Origin of the sequence: Aurantiacibacter rhizosphaerae (genome assembly GCF_009807005.1) — a bacterium.
Classification (GTDB): Bacteria; Pseudomonadota; Alphaproteobacteria; order Sphingomonadales; family Sphingomonadaceae; genus Alteraurantiacibacter; species Alteraurantiacibacter rhizosphaerae.
Genome location: NZ_WUBR01000001.1, coordinates 1,396,666 through 1,418,775, shown reverse-complemented (window position 1 = coordinate 1,418,775; position 22,110 = coordinate 1,396,666). Strand labels below are relative to the sequence as shown.

The 22,110-nt window shown below is 60.5% G+C and carries 15 protein-coding genes; 8 read left to right on the top strand and 7 right to left on the bottom strand.

The window, feature by feature from the left end; genetic code table 11:
• Positions 1 to 66 precede the first annotated feature (66 nt).
• Positions 67 to 1,266 (bottom strand): DegT/DnrJ/EryC1/StrS family aminotransferase, encoded by a 1,200-nt coding sequence (locus GRF63_RS06655; RefSeq protein WP_160485140.1) that lies wholly within the window; start codon positions 1,264 to 1,266, stop codon positions 67 to 69.
• Positions 1,256 to 3,340 carry a polysaccharide biosynthesis protein gene (locus GRF63_RS06650; RefSeq protein WP_160485139.1) on the bottom strand — a complete coding sequence of 695 codons (2,085 nt, stop codon included), beginning with the start codon at positions 3,338 to 3,340 and terminating at the stop codon, positions 1,256 to 1,258. Before GRF63_RS06650 ends, GRF63_RS06655 begins: the two co-directional genes overlap by 11 nt.
• Positions 3,341 to 3,762: 422 nt before the next feature.
• Here GRF63_RS06650 and GRF63_RS06645 point away from each other — a divergent pair, with 422 nt between their 5' ends.
• The 5 genes from GRF63_RS06645 to GRF63_RS06625 all read left to right on the top strand — a co-directional run bounded on the left by GRF63_RS06645 (position 3,763) and on the right by GRF63_RS06625 (position 10,049).
• On the top strand, positions 3,763 to 4,968 hold the full coding sequence (locus GRF63_RS06645; protein ID WP_160485138.1) for a glycosyltransferase: 1,206 nt from the start codon (positions 3,763 to 3,765) through the stop codon (positions 4,966 to 4,968).
• A 6-nt stretch (positions 4,969 to 4,974) separates the two neighbouring features.
• On the top strand, positions 4,975 to 5,889 hold the full coding sequence (locus GRF63_RS06640) for a methionyl-tRNA formyltransferase (RefSeq protein WP_160485137.1): 915 nt from the start codon (positions 4,975 to 4,977) through the stop codon (positions 5,887 to 5,889).
• Positions 5,889 to 6,578: a PIG-L deacetylase family protein gene (locus GRF63_RS06635; protein WP_160485136.1), complete on the top strand. Its 690-nt coding sequence runs from the start codon at positions 5,889 to 5,891 to the stop codon at positions 6,576 to 6,578. Before GRF63_RS06640 ends, GRF63_RS06635 begins: the two co-directional genes overlap by 1 nt.
• Positions 6,579 to 6,806: 228 nt before the next feature.
• Positions 6,807 to 8,540 carry a hypothetical protein gene (locus GRF63_RS06630; RefSeq protein WP_160485135.1) on the top strand — a complete coding sequence of 578 codons (1,734 nt, stop codon included), beginning with the start codon at positions 6,807 to 6,809 and terminating at the stop codon, positions 8,538 to 8,540.
• Between the two features lie 303 nt (positions 8,541 to 8,843).
• Positions 8,844 to 10,049, top strand: coding sequence for a glycosyltransferase family 4 protein (locus GRF63_RS06625; protein ID WP_160485134.1), 1,206 nt, complete (start codon positions 8,844 to 8,846; stop codon positions 10,047 to 10,049).
• Between the two features lie 49 nt (positions 10,050 to 10,098).
• On the opposite strand, the gene GRF63_RS06620 is transcribed toward GRF63_RS06625, so the two are convergent.
• Both GRF63_RS06620 and GRF63_RS06615 read right to left on the bottom strand, forming a co-directional pair.
• On the bottom strand, positions 10,099 to 11,238 hold the full coding sequence (locus GRF63_RS06620; RefSeq protein WP_160485133.1) for a glycosyltransferase: 1,140 nt from the start codon (positions 11,236 to 11,238) through the stop codon (positions 10,099 to 10,101).
• Positions 11,239 to 11,247: 9 nt separating this feature from the next.
• Positions 11,248 to 12,630, bottom strand: coding sequence for a pectate lyase family protein (locus GRF63_RS06615; RefSeq protein ID WP_237392312.1), 1,383 nt, complete (start codon positions 12,628 to 12,630; stop codon positions 11,248 to 11,250).
• Between the two features lie 249 nt (positions 12,631 to 12,879).
• Between GRF63_RS06615 and GRF63_RS06610 the strand changes: the two genes are divergently transcribed.
• Positions 12,880 to 14,307, top strand: coding sequence for an O-antigen ligase family protein (locus tag GRF63_RS06610; protein ID WP_160485132.1), 1,428 nt, complete (start codon positions 12,880 to 12,882; stop codon positions 14,305 to 14,307).
• A gap of 172 nt (positions 14,308 to 14,479) precedes the next feature.
• Positions 14,480 to 15,829: a lipopolysaccharide biosynthesis protein gene (locus tag GRF63_RS06605; protein ID WP_160485131.1), complete on the top strand. Its 1,350-nt coding sequence runs from the start codon at positions 14,480 to 14,482 to the stop codon at positions 15,827 to 15,829.
• Positions 15,830 to 15,874: 45 nt separating this feature from the next.
• On the opposite strand, the gene asnB is transcribed toward GRF63_RS06605, so the two are convergent.
• From asnB to GRF63_RS06590, 3 genes are all read right to left on the bottom strand, one after another.
• Positions 15,875 to 17,818 carry an asparagine synthase (glutamine-hydrolyzing) gene (gene asnB, locus GRF63_RS06600; protein ID WP_160485130.1) on the bottom strand — a complete coding sequence of 648 codons (1,944 nt, stop codon included), beginning with the start codon at positions 17,816 to 17,818 and terminating at the stop codon, positions 15,875 to 15,877.
• A 104-nt stretch (positions 17,819 to 17,922) separates the two neighbouring features.
• Positions 17,923 to 19,134 (bottom strand): polysaccharide pyruvyl transferase family protein, encoded by a 1,212-nt coding sequence (locus tag GRF63_RS06595; protein WP_160485129.1) that lies wholly within the window; start codon positions 19,132 to 19,134, stop codon positions 17,923 to 17,925.
• A gap of 187 nt (positions 19,135 to 19,321) precedes the next feature.
• Entirely contained in the window at positions 19,322 to 20,143 is an 822-nt protein-coding gene (locus GRF63_RS06590) for a sulfotransferase family protein (RefSeq protein WP_160485128.1), read from the bottom strand.
• A 444-nt stretch (positions 20,144 to 20,587) separates the two neighbouring features.
• Between GRF63_RS06590 and GRF63_RS06585 the strand changes: the two genes are divergently transcribed.
• Positions 20,588 to 22,108, top strand: a complete 1,521-nt coding sequence (locus GRF63_RS06585; protein ID WP_202131576.1) for an MBOAT family O-acyltransferase — start codon at positions 20,588 to 20,590, stop codon at positions 22,106 to 22,108.
• The last annotated feature ends 2 nt before the right edge of the window (positions 22,109 to 22,110 follow it).

Below are 22,110 nucleotides of genomic sequence, written 5' to 3'. Positions count from 1 at the left end.
ATTATGTCAAGTCCAACACGTTGCATGCCCATACCGGGCGGCTGGACTTGAAAATCGCAAATCACTTCAAGACGTCAGTTCCCACAATACCTCTGCGGTTCGAGCCATGTCGTCTGCATCCAGAGTATGATCGACCAGCAGCATCAGCGTGCGCCGGCCCAGTTCGTGGGCGTTTGCAAGCGTGCCGTCACGGCGGCAATCCAGCCCTTCCAGCCCTAGTTCCTGGCTCATATCCGGGCATGAGCCCGTGCCGCAGGGAATGCCATTGGCCATCAGATGCGCGATGATCTGCGCACGCTTTGCCTCTGGATCGGCGATCTCCGGCCGCAGCAGCAGATAGTATTTGTAATAGGAATGGGTGATGTCCGCCGGGACTTCCGGCACCATCAGCAGCGGATGATCGGCCATGGCTTCGGACAAGGCCTGCGCATTGGCATTGCGCGTTTCCAGCCAATCGGGAAGCTTGCGCAATTGCACCCGCCCGATGGCCGCCTGCATCTCCGTCATCCGGGCATTGCTGCCCATGCTATCGTGAATATAGCGGAACTGCCCCGGAATGCCTTTTCCGTCAGACAGTTTCTCCGGGTTCTTGCCATGGTCTTTCAGGGACCATGCGCGCCGATGAGCCTCTGCATCGCGCATCACCAGCAGACCGCCCTCCCCGCCGGTGGACATGATCTTGTCCGTGCAGAAGGAGAATGATCCCGCATCGCCAAATGTGCCGACCTTGCGCCCGTCAATCGCAGCGCCATGGGCCTGCGCGCAGTCCTCTATCAGGAACAATCCGTGCCGCTGCGCTATGCCGCACAGCGCCTGCATGTCGCATGGCAGGCCCGCCAGATGGACGCAGATGATCGCCCTGGTCTGCGGCGTGATCATGCGTGCCACAGACTCGGGATCGATGTTCTGCGAGGGTGACAGCACATCGGCAAACACCGGCAATGCGCCCACGGCGGCAACGCAGCTGGCCGTGGCGAAGAAGCTGCGCGCAGGTACGATCACCTCGTCACCCGGCCCAACGCCCAGCGCACGCAGTGCAATCTCCAGCGTCACCGTGCCATTGGCCATGCACAGGGCCTGATCGGCACCCAGATATTCGGCGAATTCGGCGGCAAAGGCATCGCACTCCCCGCCGTGGACAAGGGCGTTCACCCGGCCCGTGACGAGGACGTTGGCCACTGCCTCACGCTCATCCTCCTCGAACCGGGGCCAGGCCGAACGGACCTCTCGCCTTGTAGACGGTTTGGCAACGGCATTAACGGTCATTGGCGGTCTCTGCACGATAGGCGCGTTCGAACAGCGTGGTGAGTTCGGCGGCCGATGAATATTGCAACAGGTCATGGTCATTACCATTCGCCGGATATCGCGCCAGTCCGTGTACCAGCCTGATGATACCCTCGTCCTCGCCAGCGTCGGCACGTTCTGCGATCAGGTTGATGGCCATGGTGATGAACGGCAGCGGGATGGGGCGTGAGCGCGCTTCGAAGATGCCTTCGATGCCCGATTCCACCTGCTCCTCGCAAATGTCGAACAGTTCTTCGTAAAGCTTTTCACCCGGACGCAGACCCACGAATTCGATGGGCACATCTTCCTCAGGCTCCAGCCCGTAAAGCGTGATCATGCGGCGAGCCAGATCCACGATCCGCACAGGGTTACCCATGTCGAGAACGAAGATGGAGCCGCGCTGCGTTTCATATTCCAGCGCGCTGGAGCTGCTTTGCAGGATCAGCTGCACGGCTTCGCGAACGGTCATGAAGAAGCGTTCGATGTCAGGATGCGTCACGGTCAGCGGCTTGCCTTCGCGCAACTGGCGTTCGAACAGGGGCACGATGGAACCGCTGGAGCCCAGCACGTTGCCGAAACGCACCGTCATGAAGCGCGGCGCATCGGGATCATCCACCCCGCACATATCCAGCGCCTGGCAGTAAAGCTCGCCCACGCGCTTTGTCGCTCCCATCACGCCAATGGGGTTCACGGCCTTGTCCGTCGAAACCTGGATCATCGCCTTGGCACCAAACAGGCACACCGCGTTGGAGATGATGCGCGTGCCGATGATATTGGTCATCGCGCCGGCGCAGGGGTTGGCCTCCACGATGGGCACATGCTTCAGCGCGGCGGCGTGAAACACGATTGAGGGGCGGTTGTTCTCGAACACGCGATTGATGGCGGCGGCATCGCAGATGCTGGCAATTTCGCTCACGATCTCAAGATCGGGGAACAGCTCCCGCAGGCTCATATCGATCTGGTAGAGATTGTATTCGCTGGAATCGAGCAGCACCAGCCGCGATGGCTTGATCTGCGCGATCTGGCGGCAGAGTTCCGAACCGATGGTTCCGCCAGCGCCCGTCACCAGGATGCTGCGGCCTGCAATCTGGCGCAGCACGCTCTTGTTGTCGCGCTTGTATTCGCTGCGGCCCAGGAGATCCTCGATCGGCAGGCGCGGCGCGTTGGCAGGCGATGCCTGCTGCAACAGCTGCGCCCACGGGTCACGCACGCGGCGCACCTCCACCTTTCGCTCGCGGCAGGTGTGGATGATGCGCGTTACGTCGCGATTGCTGAGGAAGGTGCCATCATCGCAGACCACGACGTAGTCTGGCGAATTGTCCTCGAACTCCAGCTGGCGCAGCACGGCTGGCAGATCGTACTGGCTGCCCAGCACGGGAATATCATCCACACGCAGCAGCGCATCTTCCTGCCGCGGCAGCAGCACGCCCTGGATTTCCATGGAGGAACTTTGATCGGTGTTCGCAATATCGATGGAGATGCGGGCCCACTGCCACGATCCGATCAGCACGGCCTTCTTGCGCTCCGCCGACAGCGGCTTTGGCCGCACAACCAGGCGGCGACGCTCGAAAAACTGGCGCTCCACCCGGCGCATCATGCGGGCGCTGAGCATGCCCAGCGTGGCAAAAGCCCACTGGATCACCGCCACGGGGATCAGCAAGCCGGCCTGTTCGCGCACGGCGGGAATGGCAGCGGCCAGAACCCATGCCAGCGCCAGCCCGCCTAGGATCACCATGCCAAGGAAGCTGGAATGGGTGAAGTTCACGAACCGCCAGCTGCGCTTGTAAAGGCCGGACAGGGCAAAGACCGCGACCGCCACAACCGCAAACGCCAGCGTGAAGGGCACGAAGCCGAGCACCGGGCCGAAGGGCTCGATCGGAAACAAGTTGAGTGCGGCAAACAGGGTGACGAACACGACCGTAAAATCGATACCCATCACGCCAACATCGCGCGTCAGCCGTCGCAACTTTCGCCGGGTGCTGGACGATGTGCTGTCAGCCGCTTCCGGAATCTGGTGCGATTCCCTGCTTTCAATCTTCCTCTCGGGCTTGTTCATCAGCTCTGGCTCATTCCTGTTGTGTCCGCGTAGGCCACCCCCCTGTTTCAGGCCCTGTTTCAGGATGGCCTGTTTCGGGATGGGCAACTCCAATACGATGCACGTTACCCCGGCGGGGCGAAGATGAGGCATGAGCAAGCTGGGAATAGCCGGATTAGTCGTCAGCGCGCCTGAAACGCCCGACAAGCTAGTGTCGCGATAATTCGGCTAGGCCACCCTATCACCTGCGAAGAAGAATCTCCCAAATGGCCCAAGCGGACATATCGAAAGGATAGTAACCGTCTGCCGCGGTTGCCTGACAGCCGCTTTTGCCGCCATATCGGGGGCGTGACTTTTCCAGGCAATCTTTCCTTAAACAGCGTCCGCCATAGCTGCGACAGCTGCGAGAAGACCGTTCCGGCAATTGCGAAAGATGGTGTCCAGTGAAGATCCTTGTCCTCTCCAGCCTCGCCTATTCGCTGATCAATTTTCGCGGTGATCTGCTGCAGGCGATGATCGACAATGGCCATACGGTGATTGCCGGCGCGCCGGATCGCGATGCGGAGACGGAGGGCAAGCTGGCAAAGATGGGCGTTACATTCGCGCACACCCCGATGCAGCGCACCGGCACCAATGTGATCTCGGACATGGGCCTGATGCTGAACTACGTCAGCCTGATCCGCCGCGAAAAGCCCGATATCGTGCTGGCCTATACGCAAAAGCCGATCATCTACGGCGGTATCGCCACGCGGATTGCCAGCATGGCCGGTGCAAAGCCGAAATTCTATGCGCTGATGTCCGGCCTGGGCCAGGTGTTCAGCATGGATGCGGGTTATTCCAGCCTGCTGCGTAAGGCGGTGACGCGGCTGTATCGCAGCGCGCTGGCGCGGGCGCAGGCCACCTTCGTCTTCAACGCCGATGATCGCAAGGACATGATCAAACTGGGTATCGTGGATCCGCACCAGCGCGTGATCCAGGTGCCGGGATCGGGCGTGTCGCTCACCCGCTTTACCCCCAGCCCTGCCGTTACCCAGCCGATCCGTTTCCTGATGATCGGCCGCCTGATGCGCAACAAGGGGATCATGGAATTTCTGGAAGCGTCGCGCATCGTCCACCAGACCTATCCCGATTGCCAGTTCCAGATCGTGGGCCGTGCAGAGGATGAAAACCCTTCCGGCATCTCCAGCGAGGAAAGCGCGCGACTGGCCACGGAATATGACGTGGAATTCGTGCCAGGCACCAATGACGTGCGGCCCTATCTTGCGGCCAGCTCTGTGTTCGTGCTGCCATCCTATTACCGGGAAGGCCTGCCGCGCACGATCCTGGAGTCGCTGGCCAGCGCGCGCGCAGTAATCACCACCGATCTGCCCGGCTGCCGCGATGCGATAGAAGACGGCGTGAACGGCTTTCTGGTGCGTCCACGCAATGCGCAGGATCTGGCCGAGGCTATGCAGAAGTTCGCCGCCAATCCCGCGCTGGCGCAGGAAATGGGCGCCGCTTCGCTGAAGCTGGCGCAAGAGGTTTACGACGTGCACAAGGTCAATCATCAGCTGCTGGCCGAAATGGGCCTGCTGCGCGGCACGGGCGCGCAATCGCCTGCAGCCACGCCCACTGCAGCGGGTGCTTCGCTTTCCGGCACTGCGGGCTGATCGGTCATGTTGAAAGCTGCACTTGTAGGCTGCGTGGGCAGCACCGCGCTGGCCGCTGAAACACTTGCCCGATCGCCGGAATGGTCGCTTGAGATTATCGTCACGCTGGAGCTTGAGGCGGCCAGCAGGCATTCTGATTTCGAGGATCTTGCTGGTCATGCCGAGAGGGCGGACGCCAGATTATTCCGCACGCTGAATTCCAATAGCGCCGAAACCCTTCAGGCCATCAGGGATGCGGACGTCGATTTCATCTTCGTGATCGGCTGGTCGCAATTGTGCCGCGATGAATTCATGAATCTAAAGCCTGATGCGATCATCGGTTATCACCCCGCCGCCCTGCCGCGCCTGCGCGGGCGCGCGGCCCTGCCGTGGACGATCCTGTTGCAGGAGCCGATCACCGCAGGTTCGCTGATGTGGCTGGGCGATGATGTGGACGATGGCGACATCATCGATCAGCAGTTCTTCCATGTTGCACCGGATGAAACGGCGGAAACGCTGTATGCAAAGCATCAGGATGCGCTGGAAACGATGCTGAATCGAACGCTGGCCACCATCGCTAGCGGCAAATTGCCGCGCCAGCCGCAGGAAGCGCGCTATGCCACCTATGCCGCGAAAAGGACGCTGGCAGACGGGCTGATCGACTGGAACCAGAGCGCAATTGAAATTGAACGCCTGGTGCGCGCCGTGGGCAAGCCTTATCCCGGCGCCTTCACCTTCGACGCGGATAACAAGCTGACCATCTGGCGCAGCAGCGCCCTGCCCGACGATGGCCGATATCACGCCATGAATGGCCAGATCATAGAGCGGGCTGACGGCGAGATTACCATCATGACCGGCGATGGCCTGCTGCGGGTGGAAGACTGGGAAACAGCATCGGGCAAGACCCCGCTGCAGCATGCAATTCTGGGAAGAGAGCGGTAATGAAACTGTCCGATAGGTTTGGCCGCGTGCTGGCCATAGCGCCGCATCCGGATGACGAGATACTGGGCTGTGGCGGCACGCTGGCGCGGCTGGTGGATGAAGGGGCCGATGTCACCATTGCCGTCGCCACCACCGGCCGGCAGCCGATTTTCCCGCGCGAACAGGTGGAGCAGGTGCAGCAGGAAATGCGCCGCGCCCACGCCATCATCGGTGTGACCGATACCCGCATGCTGGACCTGCCCGCTGCCGAGCTTGATGCGATCCCCGCTCGCGAATGCAACGCGCCTTTCGCGCAGCTGGTGGATGATGTGCGCCCCGATACGCTGCTGCTGCCATTCGTGGGCGATATCCATCTGGATCACCAGTACACCTTTCTTGCATCCATGGTTGCCGCCCGCCCGCGCCATTCAAACGCGCCATGTGACATTCTCTGCTATGAGACGGTGAGCGAAACCAATTGGTACGCCGCCCCCACCACGCCCGCCTTCGTGCCCAATGTGTTTATCGACATTCAAAGCACGCTGGAGCGCAAGCTGGAAGCCTTTGGCGCATTCGCCAGCCAGGTTCGCCCCTTCCCTGAAGAGCGCAGCCCCGAAACCCTGCGCGCCATGGCAGCGGTGCGCGGGTCTGCCGTGCACCTGCATGCGGCGGAGGCTTTTATGCACGTCCGCTCCATCCTGCGGGCCTGACAACAGGGGCTCGAATCAATAGGTGAGACGGGCGAATGCTGCCCTTCGCGCGCCCGCGCCAGCTTCTCGTCGACAAGAGTTCCACGATCCGGCGCTTTCGCTGCACGATTCGTCATTTATCGCGGTAAAAGTCACACGCATTCAACCTGAATGGTGCGAGAGGCGCCCTGCATCTAATACAGGGGGATGACGAAAGGGCCGGTGTGCCCTCATTGCAGGTAAAATACGATGGAAGACGAATTTCGCGCAGCGCCGGTGGACATGGTGCGATCTCTCCGTGGCCGTTTAGGCTTTGTGACCCTGGCGCTGGCGCTCTTAAGCGCATGCGGGGGCGATGATAGCTCTCCCTCCACGCCAACATCGCTCGCCACGGCGACGCCCACCCCGTCTCCATCGCCAACGCCGACACCCACGCCCACCTCGGCACAGAGCACGGCGGGCGCTGCGGCCTTTGCCGACCCTGACAATGGCAGCATTCCGGAAGCCAGCCGCCATCCGCTGGCATTCCCCACCGCCATCGGCTTTGGCGCGCAGGCCAGCGTGCGCAGCCCGAATGCCGTGGTCTATCGCATCAACAGCCTGGCGGACACGGCAGACCCCAATGATGGAAAGATCACCCTGCGCGAATGCGCCCTCGCGCTGCAGGTATCCTCCCCCTATTCCATTCCTGCGGGGCGCCCGCGTTATTGCGTGTTCGATGTGAGCGGGCAGATCGTCATTCAATCGGCGATGCGCATCACCGTGGATGGCCTCTATATTGCGGGCCAGACCTCGCCCCGCGGCATAGAGGTGGTGCGTGGCAAGGGGCTGGTGGACGCGCCGCTGTTCTACACCCGCCGCCAGGACGATACGATCGTGCGGCACATCCGCTTCCGCTATGGCAACCATACCGATGCGCCCAGTAGCAATGGCGATTCCGTGCGCATCGGGGAGAGCCAGCGCCAGATCCTGGATCACGTGACGGCCATGTTCGGCACGGATGAAAGCCTGGACGCGGTGTGCACCGATTGCACAATCCAGTTCTCCATGATCGGGCCGAACCTGTGCCGTGATGCCGGCCATGATCCCGGCGCATATCATTGCAAAACGTTCTTCATGAAGCCTGCAAACCGGGCCACGATTGCCTATAATTTGTCGCAACATGGTGATGAGCGCGGGGCCAATATCGCAGGCGGCGTTTCGCCTTCGCCCACGGGCACCACAGGGCAGATCGATTTCATTGGCAACACGGTGTATAATTTCATCAGCGAGCCGGGGCTGATCTCCAACCAGTTCGGCACCGTCTTCCTCAACTGGGTCAGCAACAGCCACATGGAAGGCGTGCTGTCGCAGGATCGGCCCGAATCGTTCTTCCCCGCCCTGTTCGACAGGGCGACGGACACGTCCTTCGGCTTCAAGGTTTTTCGCGAGGGCAACAAGAGCCGCCGCGGCTTTGGCGCCTACCCCGGATCAACCATCAGTTCCGGCGTCTACGCCAATGACTGGGTCTACGCGCCCGGTATCAACGACAATTTTCTGCGGCCCTGGATGCTGACCGATGCCCGCACGGCGCAGCGCACCGTGATCGATCAGGCCGGGGCACTGCTTTGCCGATCGGGCCGCTGCCGTGACAATGTGGACGCGGCCTATATCAAGGATCTGCAAACCTGCGACAGCGCGCCTTATCTGTTCCAGAACGGCTTCACCAGCGGCAACCCGGCAGATTATGGCGGCTTTGCCAAGATCACGGCCGGCGTCGATGCCTTGGCAGACAAAGACAATGACGGCATGCCCGATGCATGGGAAAACAAGTACAAGAACACCGATGCCAATAAATCGGATGCAAATGCCGATGCCGACGGCGACGGATACCCCAATATCGAGGAATATCTGAACATGCTGGCCAATGATCACACGCGCTATGGCTCCGGCAAATTCTTCAACACATCTGCCAAACTGCCCGCCGCCAACTGCGGGCGCTGAGTTCAGCTCTCCTAAACGCGAAGGCGGCTATTGCCTGTCTCTATTAGGGACACCGGCATGCTGACGTAACGCTTCGCTGCGTATTCTTGGTAATGTCCAATTCGGCGGGTAGACAGGCGAAGGTCCACCCGCTGCAAGTTATTGGCAATAATACCAAAGATAGCTTGAGCTTTTGATACTTCGCGTCGATTGTCTGGCCCCGGAAACGGGCCCACCTGGACTGATCGTCTGAACTGCATCGCAGCCGGCGATATGCGGATGTGATCTGTCCAGGCAGAATTGGAGCATGCAATGTCCGGCCTCATGAATACCGAGCGAAAAACCACGGTCTGCCTCGCCTTTGCGGGTGATCGGATCGGTGGCAGCCATATTTCGCTCAAGGGTTTGCTGGATGCCCTGCCCCGTTCGCAATATCGCATCATCATCGTGCCAGAAGTCGCCGGCGGCAAGATTGCAGAACTGTACAGCGATTATGATCAGGTGGCCGATCCCGGCGCGATGGAAAAACCGTTTGCCGTTGGCCGCAATTTCGGCATCGGCAGTGCGCTGCGCACCTTGCCGCGCATGTTCAGCCGCGCGCGCATGTTGAAGGAACTGGGCGTGGATATCGTCCACACCAATGACGGGCGCAGCCATGCCAGCTGGGCGATGGCGGCCAAATTGGCGGGGTCGCGCATGGTCTGGTATCATCGCGGCGATCCCGATGCGCGCGGCACCAGCATGATCGCGCCGATCCTGGCGGACCAGATCGTGTCCGTATCCGAATATTCACTGCCCCGGCGCCGCTGGGGCAAGCTGAAGTCAGCCCGCGTCATTCACAGCCCTTTCGATGTCAGCGTATCCGTCGATCGCGCCGATATGCGCCAGCGACTGATCGCGGAACTTGGCTGCCCGGACGATGCCATCATCTGCGGCTATTTCGGCCAGTATATCGTGCGAAAGCGCCCGCTGGCCTTCATGGATGCCGTTGCCGAGCTGGAACGCATCTCGGATCGCCCCGTGGTGGGCGTGATGTTTGGCGAACCGAAGGACGCCCCGCTTTTTGCCGAGATGCAGCAGCGGCTTGGCAGCCCCGGCAAGACACCGCCGGTACAGCTGATGGGCTATAGAGAGCCGGGCCACGAATGGATCGGCGCATGCGATGCGCTGCTGATCACCGCCCTTAACGAGCCTTTGGGCCGCACTTTGGTGGAAGCCATGCTGGTTGGCACCCCGGTGATCGCCACCGATTCAGGCGGCAATGCAGAGGCCGTGGCGCCCGATTGCGGCATCATCGTGCCGATGGACGATGCCCCTGCCATGGCAAGGGCCACGCTGGACCTGCTGAACGATCCCGAACGGCGCGATGCGTTGACCCAGCGTGCACGCCTGATGGCAGAGAAACGCTACACCAGCGAACATCACGTTGCCGAGGTGCGCAAGGTCTATCGCGAGTTGGTGGGAACACTGCGCCGGCCGAAGTCCCATGCTGGCCGGCGGAACAACTCCTCCTCCTTCACTACAAGCTGACGCTGCACGCGGGTTTACGCGCCCTGCTGAAATACTTGCGAAGCTGGTTTCAGCCCTGCCGCAATTGCTCCAAGCACGCGGCGTGCATATCCGAATAGCGCTCCCCAATCTTGGGCAGCGAATAATCGCGAACCACGCGCTCGCGCCCGGCCTGCCCCATCGCTTCACGTTTTTCTGGCGGTAGCGCGGCCATGCTGAGAATAGCCTCCGTCATGGCGTGCGTATCCTTGGGCGGCACGATGATGCCATCATCGGCAACGATCCGCGCACTGTCTCCCACATCCGTGGCCACCACGGGCACGCCGCAGGCCAGCGCCTCTCCGATCACGTTGGGGAATGCCTCGCCCCAGGCCGATGGCACGGCCAGCAGGTCCATACCCGCCAGCCAGTCTGCCACATCGAAACGCGCGCCGCAGGTGGTCACCCTGTCGGCGGGCAGCTTGCTCTCGATCAGGTGCTTCAGATCCGCGGGTGGCTCCTCAAGCCCGTGCCCCACAAGAACCAGGTGGATGTCGCACCCCCTGATGCGGGCTGCAGCCACCGCCTCCACCAGCCGCGCATGATCCTTCATCGGATGCAGGCGGGCGATGCAGGCGATGCGAAACGCGCCATCGGCAAAGCCGAACTGCGCCGCCGCCGCATCGCGCGCGCCGGGGGCGGGCTGATAGCGCGAAGTGTCGAAACCATTGGGGATCACCATGCCGCGCGTCGCCGAGTAGCCAATCGCCTCATGCTGCGCGCGGGAGACATGGGCGTTGTAAACGATCGCTTCCGGCCCGCGGGATATGGCTGCGCTCAGCTTCAGCAGGATGCGCGTCTGCCGGCTTTCCATCGCCAGATCGGGGATGGAATGGCGGATGTTCCACACCAGCGGCAGCCTGGGCTGCAACCGTTTGCGTGCATAGCTGGCGGCCAGATTGCCGTGATACATCCAGCCGTGGATCAGGTCTGGCGCTATCGCCTCCACCATGCGCGGCAGCCGCAACATGGCAGCAGGCCCAACCGCGCCGCGCCGCATGTTCAGCGTGTGCACCTTCACCCCGCACGCGGTGATTCGCTCCGCAATGGGGCCGGGTGGCAGCAGGGAAAGGACTTCGGGCGTATCCGCCCCGCCTCGCTCTATCAGCTTGGCGAGCATGTTCTCCGCCCCGCCGACGTTGAGCCCGGTAATGACGTGAAGAACCTTCATCCCTGATTTCTAGACCGCGCTACCCTGCGGCACGCTTGCACCGATGACTTCCAGGTGCCGTTGTTCCAGCCAGGCATCCATATTGGCCACACCGTCTCCATTGGCATCATCCCACGGATCGGCAAAATCGGGGCTGGAGCCATGTGCAGTCTCCCAATCATCTGGCATTCCGTCGCGGTCCGTATCTCGCCCGGCGCGCTCCATGGCAAATTGCGGGATGGTGCCCGGCGCCTTCATCACAGAACCTGTGCGGTTGCGCACATCGTCCACCACCTGCCGATCCAGCGCATCGCGCGGAAATGCGCCTGCACCGCCCAGCACCGACTGATAGGCCTGCTGCGCGGAGGCCGGTGTGAATGTTGTCGCGCAATCGGGCTGCGTCAGGCTGATGTCGGCAAGGCCGGTGTCTTTCTCCATGAAATTCCCGATGAATTCATTGTCATCCACGTAAACGCGCGCGGGCCCGGTGCTGGAAATGATCTGCCGGATAATGCCCAGCGCGTTCCGCTGCGTATCGGGACCGGCGATGAAGGTATTGCCGATGATGGCGACAGGCGTCCCGCCGTAGGATTCCCACACTTCCGCAAATTCGGACTGCGCGTTGTAGAATACGTTGTTCACCACCTCCACGCAGGAATCGGGCGGAAAATTGATATCGGGATTGCGATCCCCGTTATGGGCGCAAAGATTGCCGATGAAGCTGAAATACTGCGGTGCCTTGGGGTCCGATGCCAGCAGCGCGCACTTGTCATGCTTGGGGATACCCCAGGAAAAAATCGAATTGCTGACGGTGATGAAGTTGTTGTTGCCGTGGCCGTTCACCAGCTCATCACGCGCCCAGCTGGCGCTGACGTGATCCAGGATCACGTGCGAACTGTTCTCGATCGTGATCGAATCCTCGCTGCCGCGCCGGTCTCCGATGCGATCGTTGCGCACGCGGATGTGGCGAATGATTACGTCATTGGTATCCTTGATCACCAAAGGCGTGCGGCCCATTTCCCCGCCGCTGTGGGCCAAGGTGATCCCATCGCCCGGCGCGGTTTGCCCGGCAATGGTGATGAACGGGTGGCGGATGCGGGGCGGCTGATCGGTATAGCGGATGACGCCGGAAACGCGGAACACGCAGACGCGCGGGCCCATCGCTTCAATGCATTCGCGCAAGGTTCCGGGTCCGGAATCCTCCAGCGAAACGACCTGCATGATCTTGCCACCGCGCCCGCCCTTGCTGCGAGAGCCATATCCCTGCGCACCGGGAAAGGCCGGGTGCTCCGGTGTCTGCCAGCCTGCCTCCCCTTCCTGCGTGCCGCTTTCCGCCGGACCGGAACAGGCCACCAGGCCAGCAACCATCGCCAGCCAAATAGAACGGGCGGGAAGGATTCGATCACATCGCATGATATTCACTGCCCTCTTGCCTGCACCGGGTAAAATACTGAAATTCGCTCCCAAGGGTGCAGTTCGTATCGCCTGCTGTCTACTGTTCACTGGGGTAATTACTGCGTTTAAACTGCGCATTAGCTCGATGACACTCCCTCAAAGGGTGTAGTCGTATCCTCATAATCGCCAGCGATTGATCGCCTTTGGCACGGCGATATCCAAACCCGCCTTTGGCCTGCCCTCGCAAATGTATTAGCGTTTGCGGTGATGAGCACATTTCTCGACGATACTCGCTCCGATGCGACAGCCTCCTACACAGGGGCGCGTCGTCACACGCCAACATCGGGGGCTACGCTCTCGCTTTCGCGCGTGCTCGAAATATTCCTGTTGATCGGCGTCTTCTGCGTTTCGTGGCACATCGCCCGGCCGGGAGACATCAACTTCACATTCTCGGACGGGGCATTTCTGATCGTGCTGGGCGGCCTGGTGGCCACATCGCGCCTAAACCTTGCGCCCATGGCGGCGCTGTCTCCGGCGTGGCTGTTTTCCCTGATCCTGATGCTGGGCGCATTGTTCATCAGCACGCTGATCAACGGAGAGATCATCCGCTGGCTGATCGTGGCGATGCAATATATCTTCGCCTATCTGATGCTGCCGATGATATTCGCCAGTTTCGACCTGAAAACCCTGCAACGCTGCGTGGTCTTCTATGTCCTTGGCGTGACCTTTTCACAGGCGTTCGGCAATATCGCCAGCCTTTTCTTCACCTATGCCGATACCGCGCCCTATTTCGGCAACAACTTCATCACCGGCATGGGCAGGCTTGGCGCGTTTTCGGGTAATGCCAACAATAACAGCGCCATGGCGGGTTTTGCCCTGGTGTTCCTGTTCTACATCGCGGGCCGCAGGCTGATGCCGCCCTTGCTCAGCATCGTTTGCGGACTGTTCCTGGTGTGGGGCCTGATATCGTCGGCCAGTTTCGGCGGCTTCGTGATCTGCCTTTCCGCCAGCGCGCTGGTGATGCTGGCACGCTGGCCGCGCCGCGCGATGTTCGGGATATTGGCAGTGATCGGCATCGTCGGGGTTTATCTGTCCAGCGGCCTGCCCCTGCCTGCGGCTTTCGAAACCCGCGTGATGGGCGCGTTGTCGGGCGGCGGCCTGCAGGAAGCGGGCACCTTTACCGGCCGGATGGAGCTGGCGCAGGAAGCCTGGCGCATGGCGGGCGACACGCTGGTTATCGGCATCGGCGCGGACAGTTTCCGGGTGGTGAGCGTACATCAGGCGCCGGTGCATGTGTTCCCGCTGCTGCTGCTTACCGAAGCCGGCCTGATGGGATTGATCGGCTTCATGGCGATGCTGGGCCTGATGTGGTTCCAGGCTCTCACAGGTATTTCAACCGATGCCCGGCGCGGCATCATCTGCGTGGGTGTGCTGCTGATCTTCACCCTGTTCACGCTGACAGTGCCGCATATGTATGCCCGCCTGTGGGTTGCGCCGGTATTCCTCGCCCTGCTCACCTGCGTAAGGCCGGAGGCGCCCGGTGCGGCCGCCCCGCCGCCGCCGCGCAATGCGAAGCGATACGGCGGGCGCCGGTGGCAAACTCCCGTTAAGGACCATGGCTTTGGCCATGAAGAGGAGGACGAACCCGTCTCATTTCTGGACCCGCCGCATCCCGGGAATCGCGGGCGGCGCTAGATTGCTGTAACTGGGCGGGCGAAAGACCTATCCAATTTTGACACCCTGAATTGCCACTGCGCGTCCATCATGCAAATGGCATGACCTGCGCCATCAGCCTATCTTTTGCTCGCACTTACCCGTGCTGGAGATCTTGCGTGCACCACCTGAATACCACGAACGGAACGCTACGATGAGCGACGGGACAACCTCGCCCCAGGCGGGCGGGAAATCCGTTCTGCGCAAGCGCATTGAAAGCGTGCTGCACCTGATGACGGGCAGTTTCGGCAATGCCGTGATCATGATCGGCAGCCTTGCGCTGGCCACGCGCGCGCTGGGGCCGGAAGCTTTCGGCGTGCTTGCCATGACGCTGGCCGTGGGCCGCGTGTGCGAACGCGTGGTGCGCTTTGAATCCTGGCAGCCATTGGTACGCTATGCCGCGACGGAGGAAGGCGCGAACGATCCATTGCGGATGTCCCGCCTCTATCTGTTCGGCCTGATCCTGGATGTGGTGGGGGCCGTGGTGGCCGCTGTCCTTTCGGTGATCATCGCCTTCATCATCACCAGTTTCTTCGATTTTCCGAAGGAGATGGTGCCGCTGGTCGCGATCTATGCGATTGCCATTGCGCTAAACCTGCGGGGCATGTCTTCCGCGGTGATGCGGATGGCGGGCATGTTCCGCACGATGGCCTATATCGTCTTCATCGCCGGAATATTGCGCCTGATTCTTGCCGGCATCTTCTATTGGGCCGGCGCCGGACTGATGACCTTCGTATGGGTGTGGACCATTTCGCAGGTGGTGGATGCGCTGGTTTACAATTTCATCGCCTTTCGCCAGCTCCACAAACAGGGCACGCCTTCTCCGCTGCGGGCAAACCCCAGCGGTCTGATGAAGGATTATCCGGGCTTCCTGGGTTTTGCCTTCACCACCAACGCCTCCAGCGCCCTGCGCACGATCACGCATGAGGCCGATACGCTGATCGTCGGCGCATTCACCGATAGCTCTGCCGCCGGTTTCTATCATCTGGCAAAGCGTATGGCGAAGGTTGCCATGCAATCGGGCGAGATGATCCAGATGGTGGTGTATCCCGATCTGGCGCGCATGTGGGTGGGCCAGAAGAAGAAGCAGTTCCGCAAGACCATTGCCGGTGTGCAGGGTCTGCTGGGCGTGATCCTGGCCGGTATCTTCCTTGTCGCGCTGGTGATTGGCAAGCAGCTGATCGAATTTGCCTTCGGGCCGGACTTCGTGGCCTCCTACCCGATCCTGATGGCGCAGCTTGTGGCGGTGTTCCTGATCATGCACTCGGCCCCGGCGCGGTCCGCCCTGCTGGCTATGAACCGCCCGCGCTTCGTGCTGATATCGGCAGCGGTCTCCACTGCCCTGTTCCTGGGCATCGCGTTCTACGCCATCCCGATTTACGGGGCCATCGGGGCAAGCTTTGCCCATATCGGCTTCGGCCTGCTGAACGCCATCGTGCTGGACACCGCGATGTGGGGATCGAGCAAGGATCTGCCCACCGTGGAAAAAGCGGAAACGTCCTGAACTAAAGGAAGATAGCCGGGCGATGATGCCCGGCGGGTAGCAGCCCTAGCTTTCCATCCAGTGGCGATGCCACAGGCTGAAGCTGATCACGCCCCACAGGTGGAAGCCCCAGTTGCGGCGACCGGACAGATGCTCAGCCCAGTGACGGGCCACGGCCTTGCTATCGAAATAGCCAAGCGCATTAAGCCGTGCAGGGTTCAGATTATCTTCCGCCAGTTCGCGCAAAGGACCGCGCAGCCAATCATTCAGCGGCACGCCAAATCCGCGCTTCGGGCGGTTGATCATGGAATCGGGAACGCGCCGCGCCAGCAATTTGCGTAAAGCCACCTTGCCAGCGCCGCCATCGGGCATGCGCAGGCTGTCCGGCATGCGCCAGGCGGTGGAGATCAGTTCATAATCCAGCAGCGGAGATCGCACTTCAAGGCTGGTCGCCATCGATGTACGATCCACCTTCACCAGAACATCATCCGGCAGATAGCAGATCGAATCGAGGAACATCATCTGTTCCAGCTGGCCCAGGTTATCGGGAATGTCCGCCGTGGTGAACGGGCTGGCAGAGGAGCCGGAGCCGCCGGTCCACTGCGAATTGAAATGCTCGTAACGATGACGGAAATCGGGCTGCGCGACGATATCGCGGATTTTCTCCAGACGATCCCCGCTCACCTCTCCGGCAAGGCCGCCCGGTTTCAGCATCGCGCCAGCCTTGGCGCCCGCATCCAGCAGCCAGAATGGCGCGGCACGCGATGCGCTGCGCAGGGCGCCGGGCATACGCTGGGCCAGCCGCTCCATCGCCAGCATGCGTGGATAGCGCTTGTATCCGCCAAAAAATTCGTCCCCGCCATCGCCCGAAATCGCAACGGTGACTTCGGACCGGATCAGGCGCGAAATCAGCAGGGAGGGGATTTGGGAGGCATCGGCGAAGGGCTCGTCGAAAATCTGCTGCATCTCGCCCACGGTTTCCAGCGCGGCGCTGGGATCAAGTGGAAGCTGGGTGTGCTGCGATCCGATATGTGCGGCCAGCTCTGCGGCATCCGCCGTCTCGTCAAACTCGCTCTCGGCAAAGCCCACCGTATAGGTGCGCGCATCGCCCGAGAGCCGCTCCTGCATCACCGCGCAGACAAGGCTGGAATCCACCCCGCCCGATAGAAACGCGCCAACGGGCACGTCGGAAATCAGGCGCTGCTCCACCGCTGTGCCCAGCCGCTCTTCCAGAGCTGTGAGAGCTTCATCCTCATCCTCGAACCGGGTTTCCATGCCTTCCTTGGCGGCGGCATACATGCTCCAGTAGGTGCGCGTTTCCGCGCGCATGGTGTCGAAATCCGGCGCCCTGCCTTCCAGCGGCAGAACCAGATAGCTGGCGGGGGGCAGCTTGCAGATGTTTTTGTAAATCGAATGCGGCGAGGGAATATAACCCAGCCGCGCGAACAGCGCCGCGGCCTGCCGATCAATTTCCACCTGTTCGAATTGCGGATGGCGGCGCAGCGCCTTCAGTTCCGATCCGAAGGCCAGTGCGCCATTTTCCAGACCGATATAGAGCGGTTTCTTGCCCAGCCGATCCCGCGCGAAGGAAACCTGCTTTTCCTTCCTGTCGTACAGCGCCAGCGCGAACATGCCGTTGGCCCGGCCCAGTGCCCCTGCAAAGCCGAAGCGCTCAATCGCCTCCAGCAGCACCTCTGTATCCGACGTGCCGCGAAAGCTGGCACCCAGCGCCGTCAGCTCTGCACGGATGGACTGGAAATTGTAGATCTCGCCGTTGAAGACGATGACATATCGGCCAGAGGCGGATTCCATCGGCTGCGCGCCGGTTTCCGACAGATCGATGATGGACAGGCGGCGATGCCCCAGCCCCACCCGGCCCTCTGCCTCCAGCACGGAACCGCCGGCATCCGGTCCGCGATGCAGCAAGGCATCGCGCATATCGTCCACCACCCGCCCCGGATTGCGCTGCAACCCTCGTTCAAAATCTACAAAGCCTGCAATTCCGCACATACTGCCAAGCCTATGTTCCGCACCGCGATGCGCGCGTGCCAGTAAAAGGGTATCGCAGGCCGTGCCTGAGGCTGGTCAGGTAAACCCGCACTCTTGCAACGCGCCTACAGGGCGCTGACGGCCTGCTGGATAACGGATGTGGTCTGCATTTCCTTCAGACGATCCTTGATCTTCTGCGATTCTTCGGCGTGGTTTGCGCTCATCTTGTCGATCTTCTCGATGATGCGGTCCACATCGGGCTCGCGGATATCGAAGACATAATCCTGCTGCCCGAAATGGGCTGCCAGATCCTGGTACTTGCTGGCCCAGCCCAGGATGATGGCGGGAATACCGCTGCGATAGCCGAACACGATGGAGTGATAGCGCGATGCCACCACATATTTGAACCGGCTGAGGATATCGATCAGTTCCGGGCTGGAATATTCGCCGCTGATTACGCCAACCTGATCGCGGCCCCTGGTCCTTTCCAGAACCTTTTCCACCAACTGCATATCGGCGGTGGATGTGTTCAGGAACACCACCTTCTCTCCGTCGTCCACCAGCTTGTCCAGCATCTTGGCGTAGAGGTTGAACACCGCTTCGCGATCGCCGATGCGGAACACGTTTTCATTGATGATGAAGCCTACGGAGCCCGGCGCGGGGTATTCCACGCGTGCCGGATTATAGGACTTGTGGATGTCGGCGGCGGTGGGGAAGATATCTTCCCTGATCACCATGTCTGCCGACAGTTCCACATTGGTCAGGCCCAGCGCCTTCAGGCATTCATAGCCTTCCACTTCGCGGGCATAGATCTTGGTGCAATAGCTCAGCTCTTCCTTCACCTCTTTCAGGAAGGCCTCGTCATCATCCTCGCCCCAGTCGAACGGGCCGAAGCTTTGCGGCATCAGGATGATCGGCTTCTTGTGCGCCTTGGCGATGCGGATCGTCTGCAACAGCATCCGGCCGCCGCCCTTCCCCCAGCCAGAGCCGAGGGTGTAGCCACTGGCATCGAGGATGGCGTCCGCCTCTCGCAAGGCCTTGTCCATCTTGGAGATTGCGCCGTCCCACTTGTCCGTCTTGCGCGAACGACCGGCCAGCGCCGTCAACAGCGGGGTTACCAGCGGAATGTTGTTCAGATTATACTTGTACAACAGCCGGGTGTAATCGTCATATGGCAACAACTCGAAAGAGTACTGCTCCGGATCATCGTACTTGTTGGCGAATGCCGTTACCTGGCAATCCTTGTACAGCGCCTTCAGGCCATAGTACAAAGACAGAAACATCGCCTGAGAGCCCTTGTTTCTCATCTGGATGCCGGTGATGATGAACTTCTTCATGGTAATTCTTGGCCCTCTTGACGATAGCGTCATCTCTGCGTGCGATGCACGTTCCAGCGAAATCGTCCCGTCTGGTTGAGATGGAGATTGTACACACACCGGGTTACCAATGTGTGGGCATGCGCGCAGGTGGGAAAAGCGATTAGCCCATAATTGACTTTATCGCTGACCAATTGGGCCTGCGGGTCTATTTATACCAATGGTTCAACGACTGGCCGCTCATTTTCTCCAGCGCCTCGATCGATGGGGCGTAATACTCGCTCACGCGCTTTTTCAGATCGTCGGTGTACTGCGGATATTCGGTCTTGCGCGCGATCATGCCGCGCGCCGCCTCGAACGGGGCCGTGCCGCGCAAGGGCTGCACCAGTGGCTTCATCCAGGACAGGCGCTTGCGCATGCCGACTGGCACCAGCGGTGCGGTCTTGTCCTTCACCTTTTCGCGCCCTTCGGGTGCCAGCGCACGATCCGGCAGGCCCAGATGGCCACGCACTTTCGACATCTGCAATTCCGGCGTTTTCGACACGCCATCGAAGAACAGGATCAGCAGCTTTTCACGGCCGTAAAGATCGACGTAGGATTGCAGGTAAGACGCAAAATTGCCGGAGCCCAGGATCTGCGTGTGCTCTCCCTTCGAAGGATCGAGATAGTTCTCGATATCGGACCCCACCTCTCCGCGCCTGAAAAGCATGCAATAGCTGGAATAGGCCCGCGCAACCGGATTGCGCAGCTGGGCAATCAGTTTGACATGCGGCAGATCGCGGTGAACACGCTCCGGCGCTTCGGGCGTGTAGAGATAGGAGTTGGACTTTTCGCCAACGACCTTGCCGATCCCCTCATCGCTGAACTGCGACAGATACCAGTCCGTGCCACGCTCATATTCCCTGGAGAAATAGTGGAGTTCAGGGTCAGGCATGTAGATCGCCGGATCAGACTGCAACTGCGTCTGAAGCCAGGTCGTGGCCGATTTGGCCGCGCCGATAATCACGAAATCAATGTCACTGAGCTGCATTGGTCATTGGCACCTTAGAGTAGAACGCAGGATGATAAGGCGACTGAAATCGACTTCACCGCGCAAATAAAATTCAGGCATCGAGAATGGCAGCGTCCAACTGAAATTGCCATTGCCCGCGCAGGGGATCTGCTGCGCATCGGGATTACTCCCAAACTGTATGGGCAATAGCGGATACGCCGTGGTGCCGCCCTCCCCACCCCTAGGCAGTAACCACTTTGATTATGCGCCTCTCATTGCGGGAGGGTGGCTATACCGATGCCCACTTTTTGATTCCGGCCCATTTTGGCATCGCCTCACGACACAAGTTGACTGAATTCCGGTCATTTCGGACAGCGATCGTTGCAAAGATTGCTCAAGAACTTTTGATTGATTGCAGGGCGAAGGGAAACAGAATTGATTTTTACAGACCCTCTCTTTCTGTTTGTATTCCTGCCTATCGTATTGATAACTTTTTATACTATCAGCCATTTCGCCGGCAAGAATGCGGCTCTTATCGTCCTGTTCGTCTCGTCGATAATCTTCTACATTCCGCACAGCTGGTTCTCTGTCGCGCTGCTGATCATTGCGCTGATCGTGAATTTCGTGATCGCCCTTGCCATCACCTTCATGGATGACGAGGACAAGCGCAGGAAACGGCTCTACCTCGCAGGGCAGGCGTACAACTTCCTGTCGCTGTGTTATTTCAAGTACAAGATCGTCTCACTGCTGTTCGGCCCCAGTGGCGGGGTGCTGGTGGACATTGCCGGCATCGCCATTCCGGCAGGTATTTCCTTCTATACCTTCCACCAGGCCGCCTTTCTGGCGGATGCCTATGGTCGGGAGAAGAACGTACTCCAGTTCCTGGGCAAGCTGTCCTCGCCAAAGGCAATGGTTTCCGCCTTCTGCCGCTACGGCGCCTTCGTCAGCTTCTTTCCGCAGTTGATCATCGGGCCGATCACCTATCTCAGCGAGTTCAATCCGCAGATCCAGTCCAAGCGGTTCCTCCGCCTCAACCCGATCGACCTTGCCGTAGGCCTCACCTTCATCGCCATCGGCATGTTCAAGAAGGTGGTGATTGCAGACAATCTTGCCCCCACGGTGGATGTCGTGTTCAGCGCCGCCAATGTGGGGGCAGAGATCCACCCGGTGCAGGCATGGATCGGGGCGCTGGCTTACATGGGCCAGCTCTATTTCGATTTCTCCGGCTATTCGGACATGGCGCTGGGCCTCGCCCGCATGTTCGGCCTACGCTATCCCATCAACTTCTTCTCGCCCTTCAAGGCAAACGGCATCATCGATTACTATCGCCGCTGGCATATGACGCTGACGCGCGTGATCGCCCGCTTCCTGTACACGCCCCTCTCGGTGGCGGGTACGCGATATGCCATGTTCAACCGGCTGGCCCCGATCCCGGCACATCTGCTGAGCCTGTGGATCCCCATGCTGGTGAACTTCCAGATCATCGGCATCTGGCACGGCGCCTTGTGGACCTTCGTGGTGTTCGGCCTGATGCATGGCTTCTGGTTTGCGCTGGAAACAGAGGTGCGCGCATCGAAGTGGTATCGCAACTTCTCGAAGGACAAGAACCGGCTGTTCATCGGCTTCCTTGAACGCGCCGTGTTCTTCCTGCCGTTGCTGCTGAGCCTGGCGATGTTCCGTTCCGAAAGCGTGGCCGGCGGCTTCCACCTGTTCTCGCAGATGTTCGGCACATCCTTCGATGCGCCCTCGGCCTTCAACATGCGCTATCCGGTGATGATGCTGGGCATCGCGTTTTCCATCATTTACCTGTGCCCCAACAGTGTTGAGCTGATGCGACGTTATCGTCCGGCCATCATGACCTATGATAACAAGAGCTATGGCCCTGCCTTCCTGCGCCGCCTGTGGCGGCCGGGCTGGGTCCAGGCTGCCTATATGTCGGTGCTGGTGCTTGCCGCGCTCTACTATGTGTCCCGCCAGCCGCCGTTCCTCTATCAGGGATTCTGACG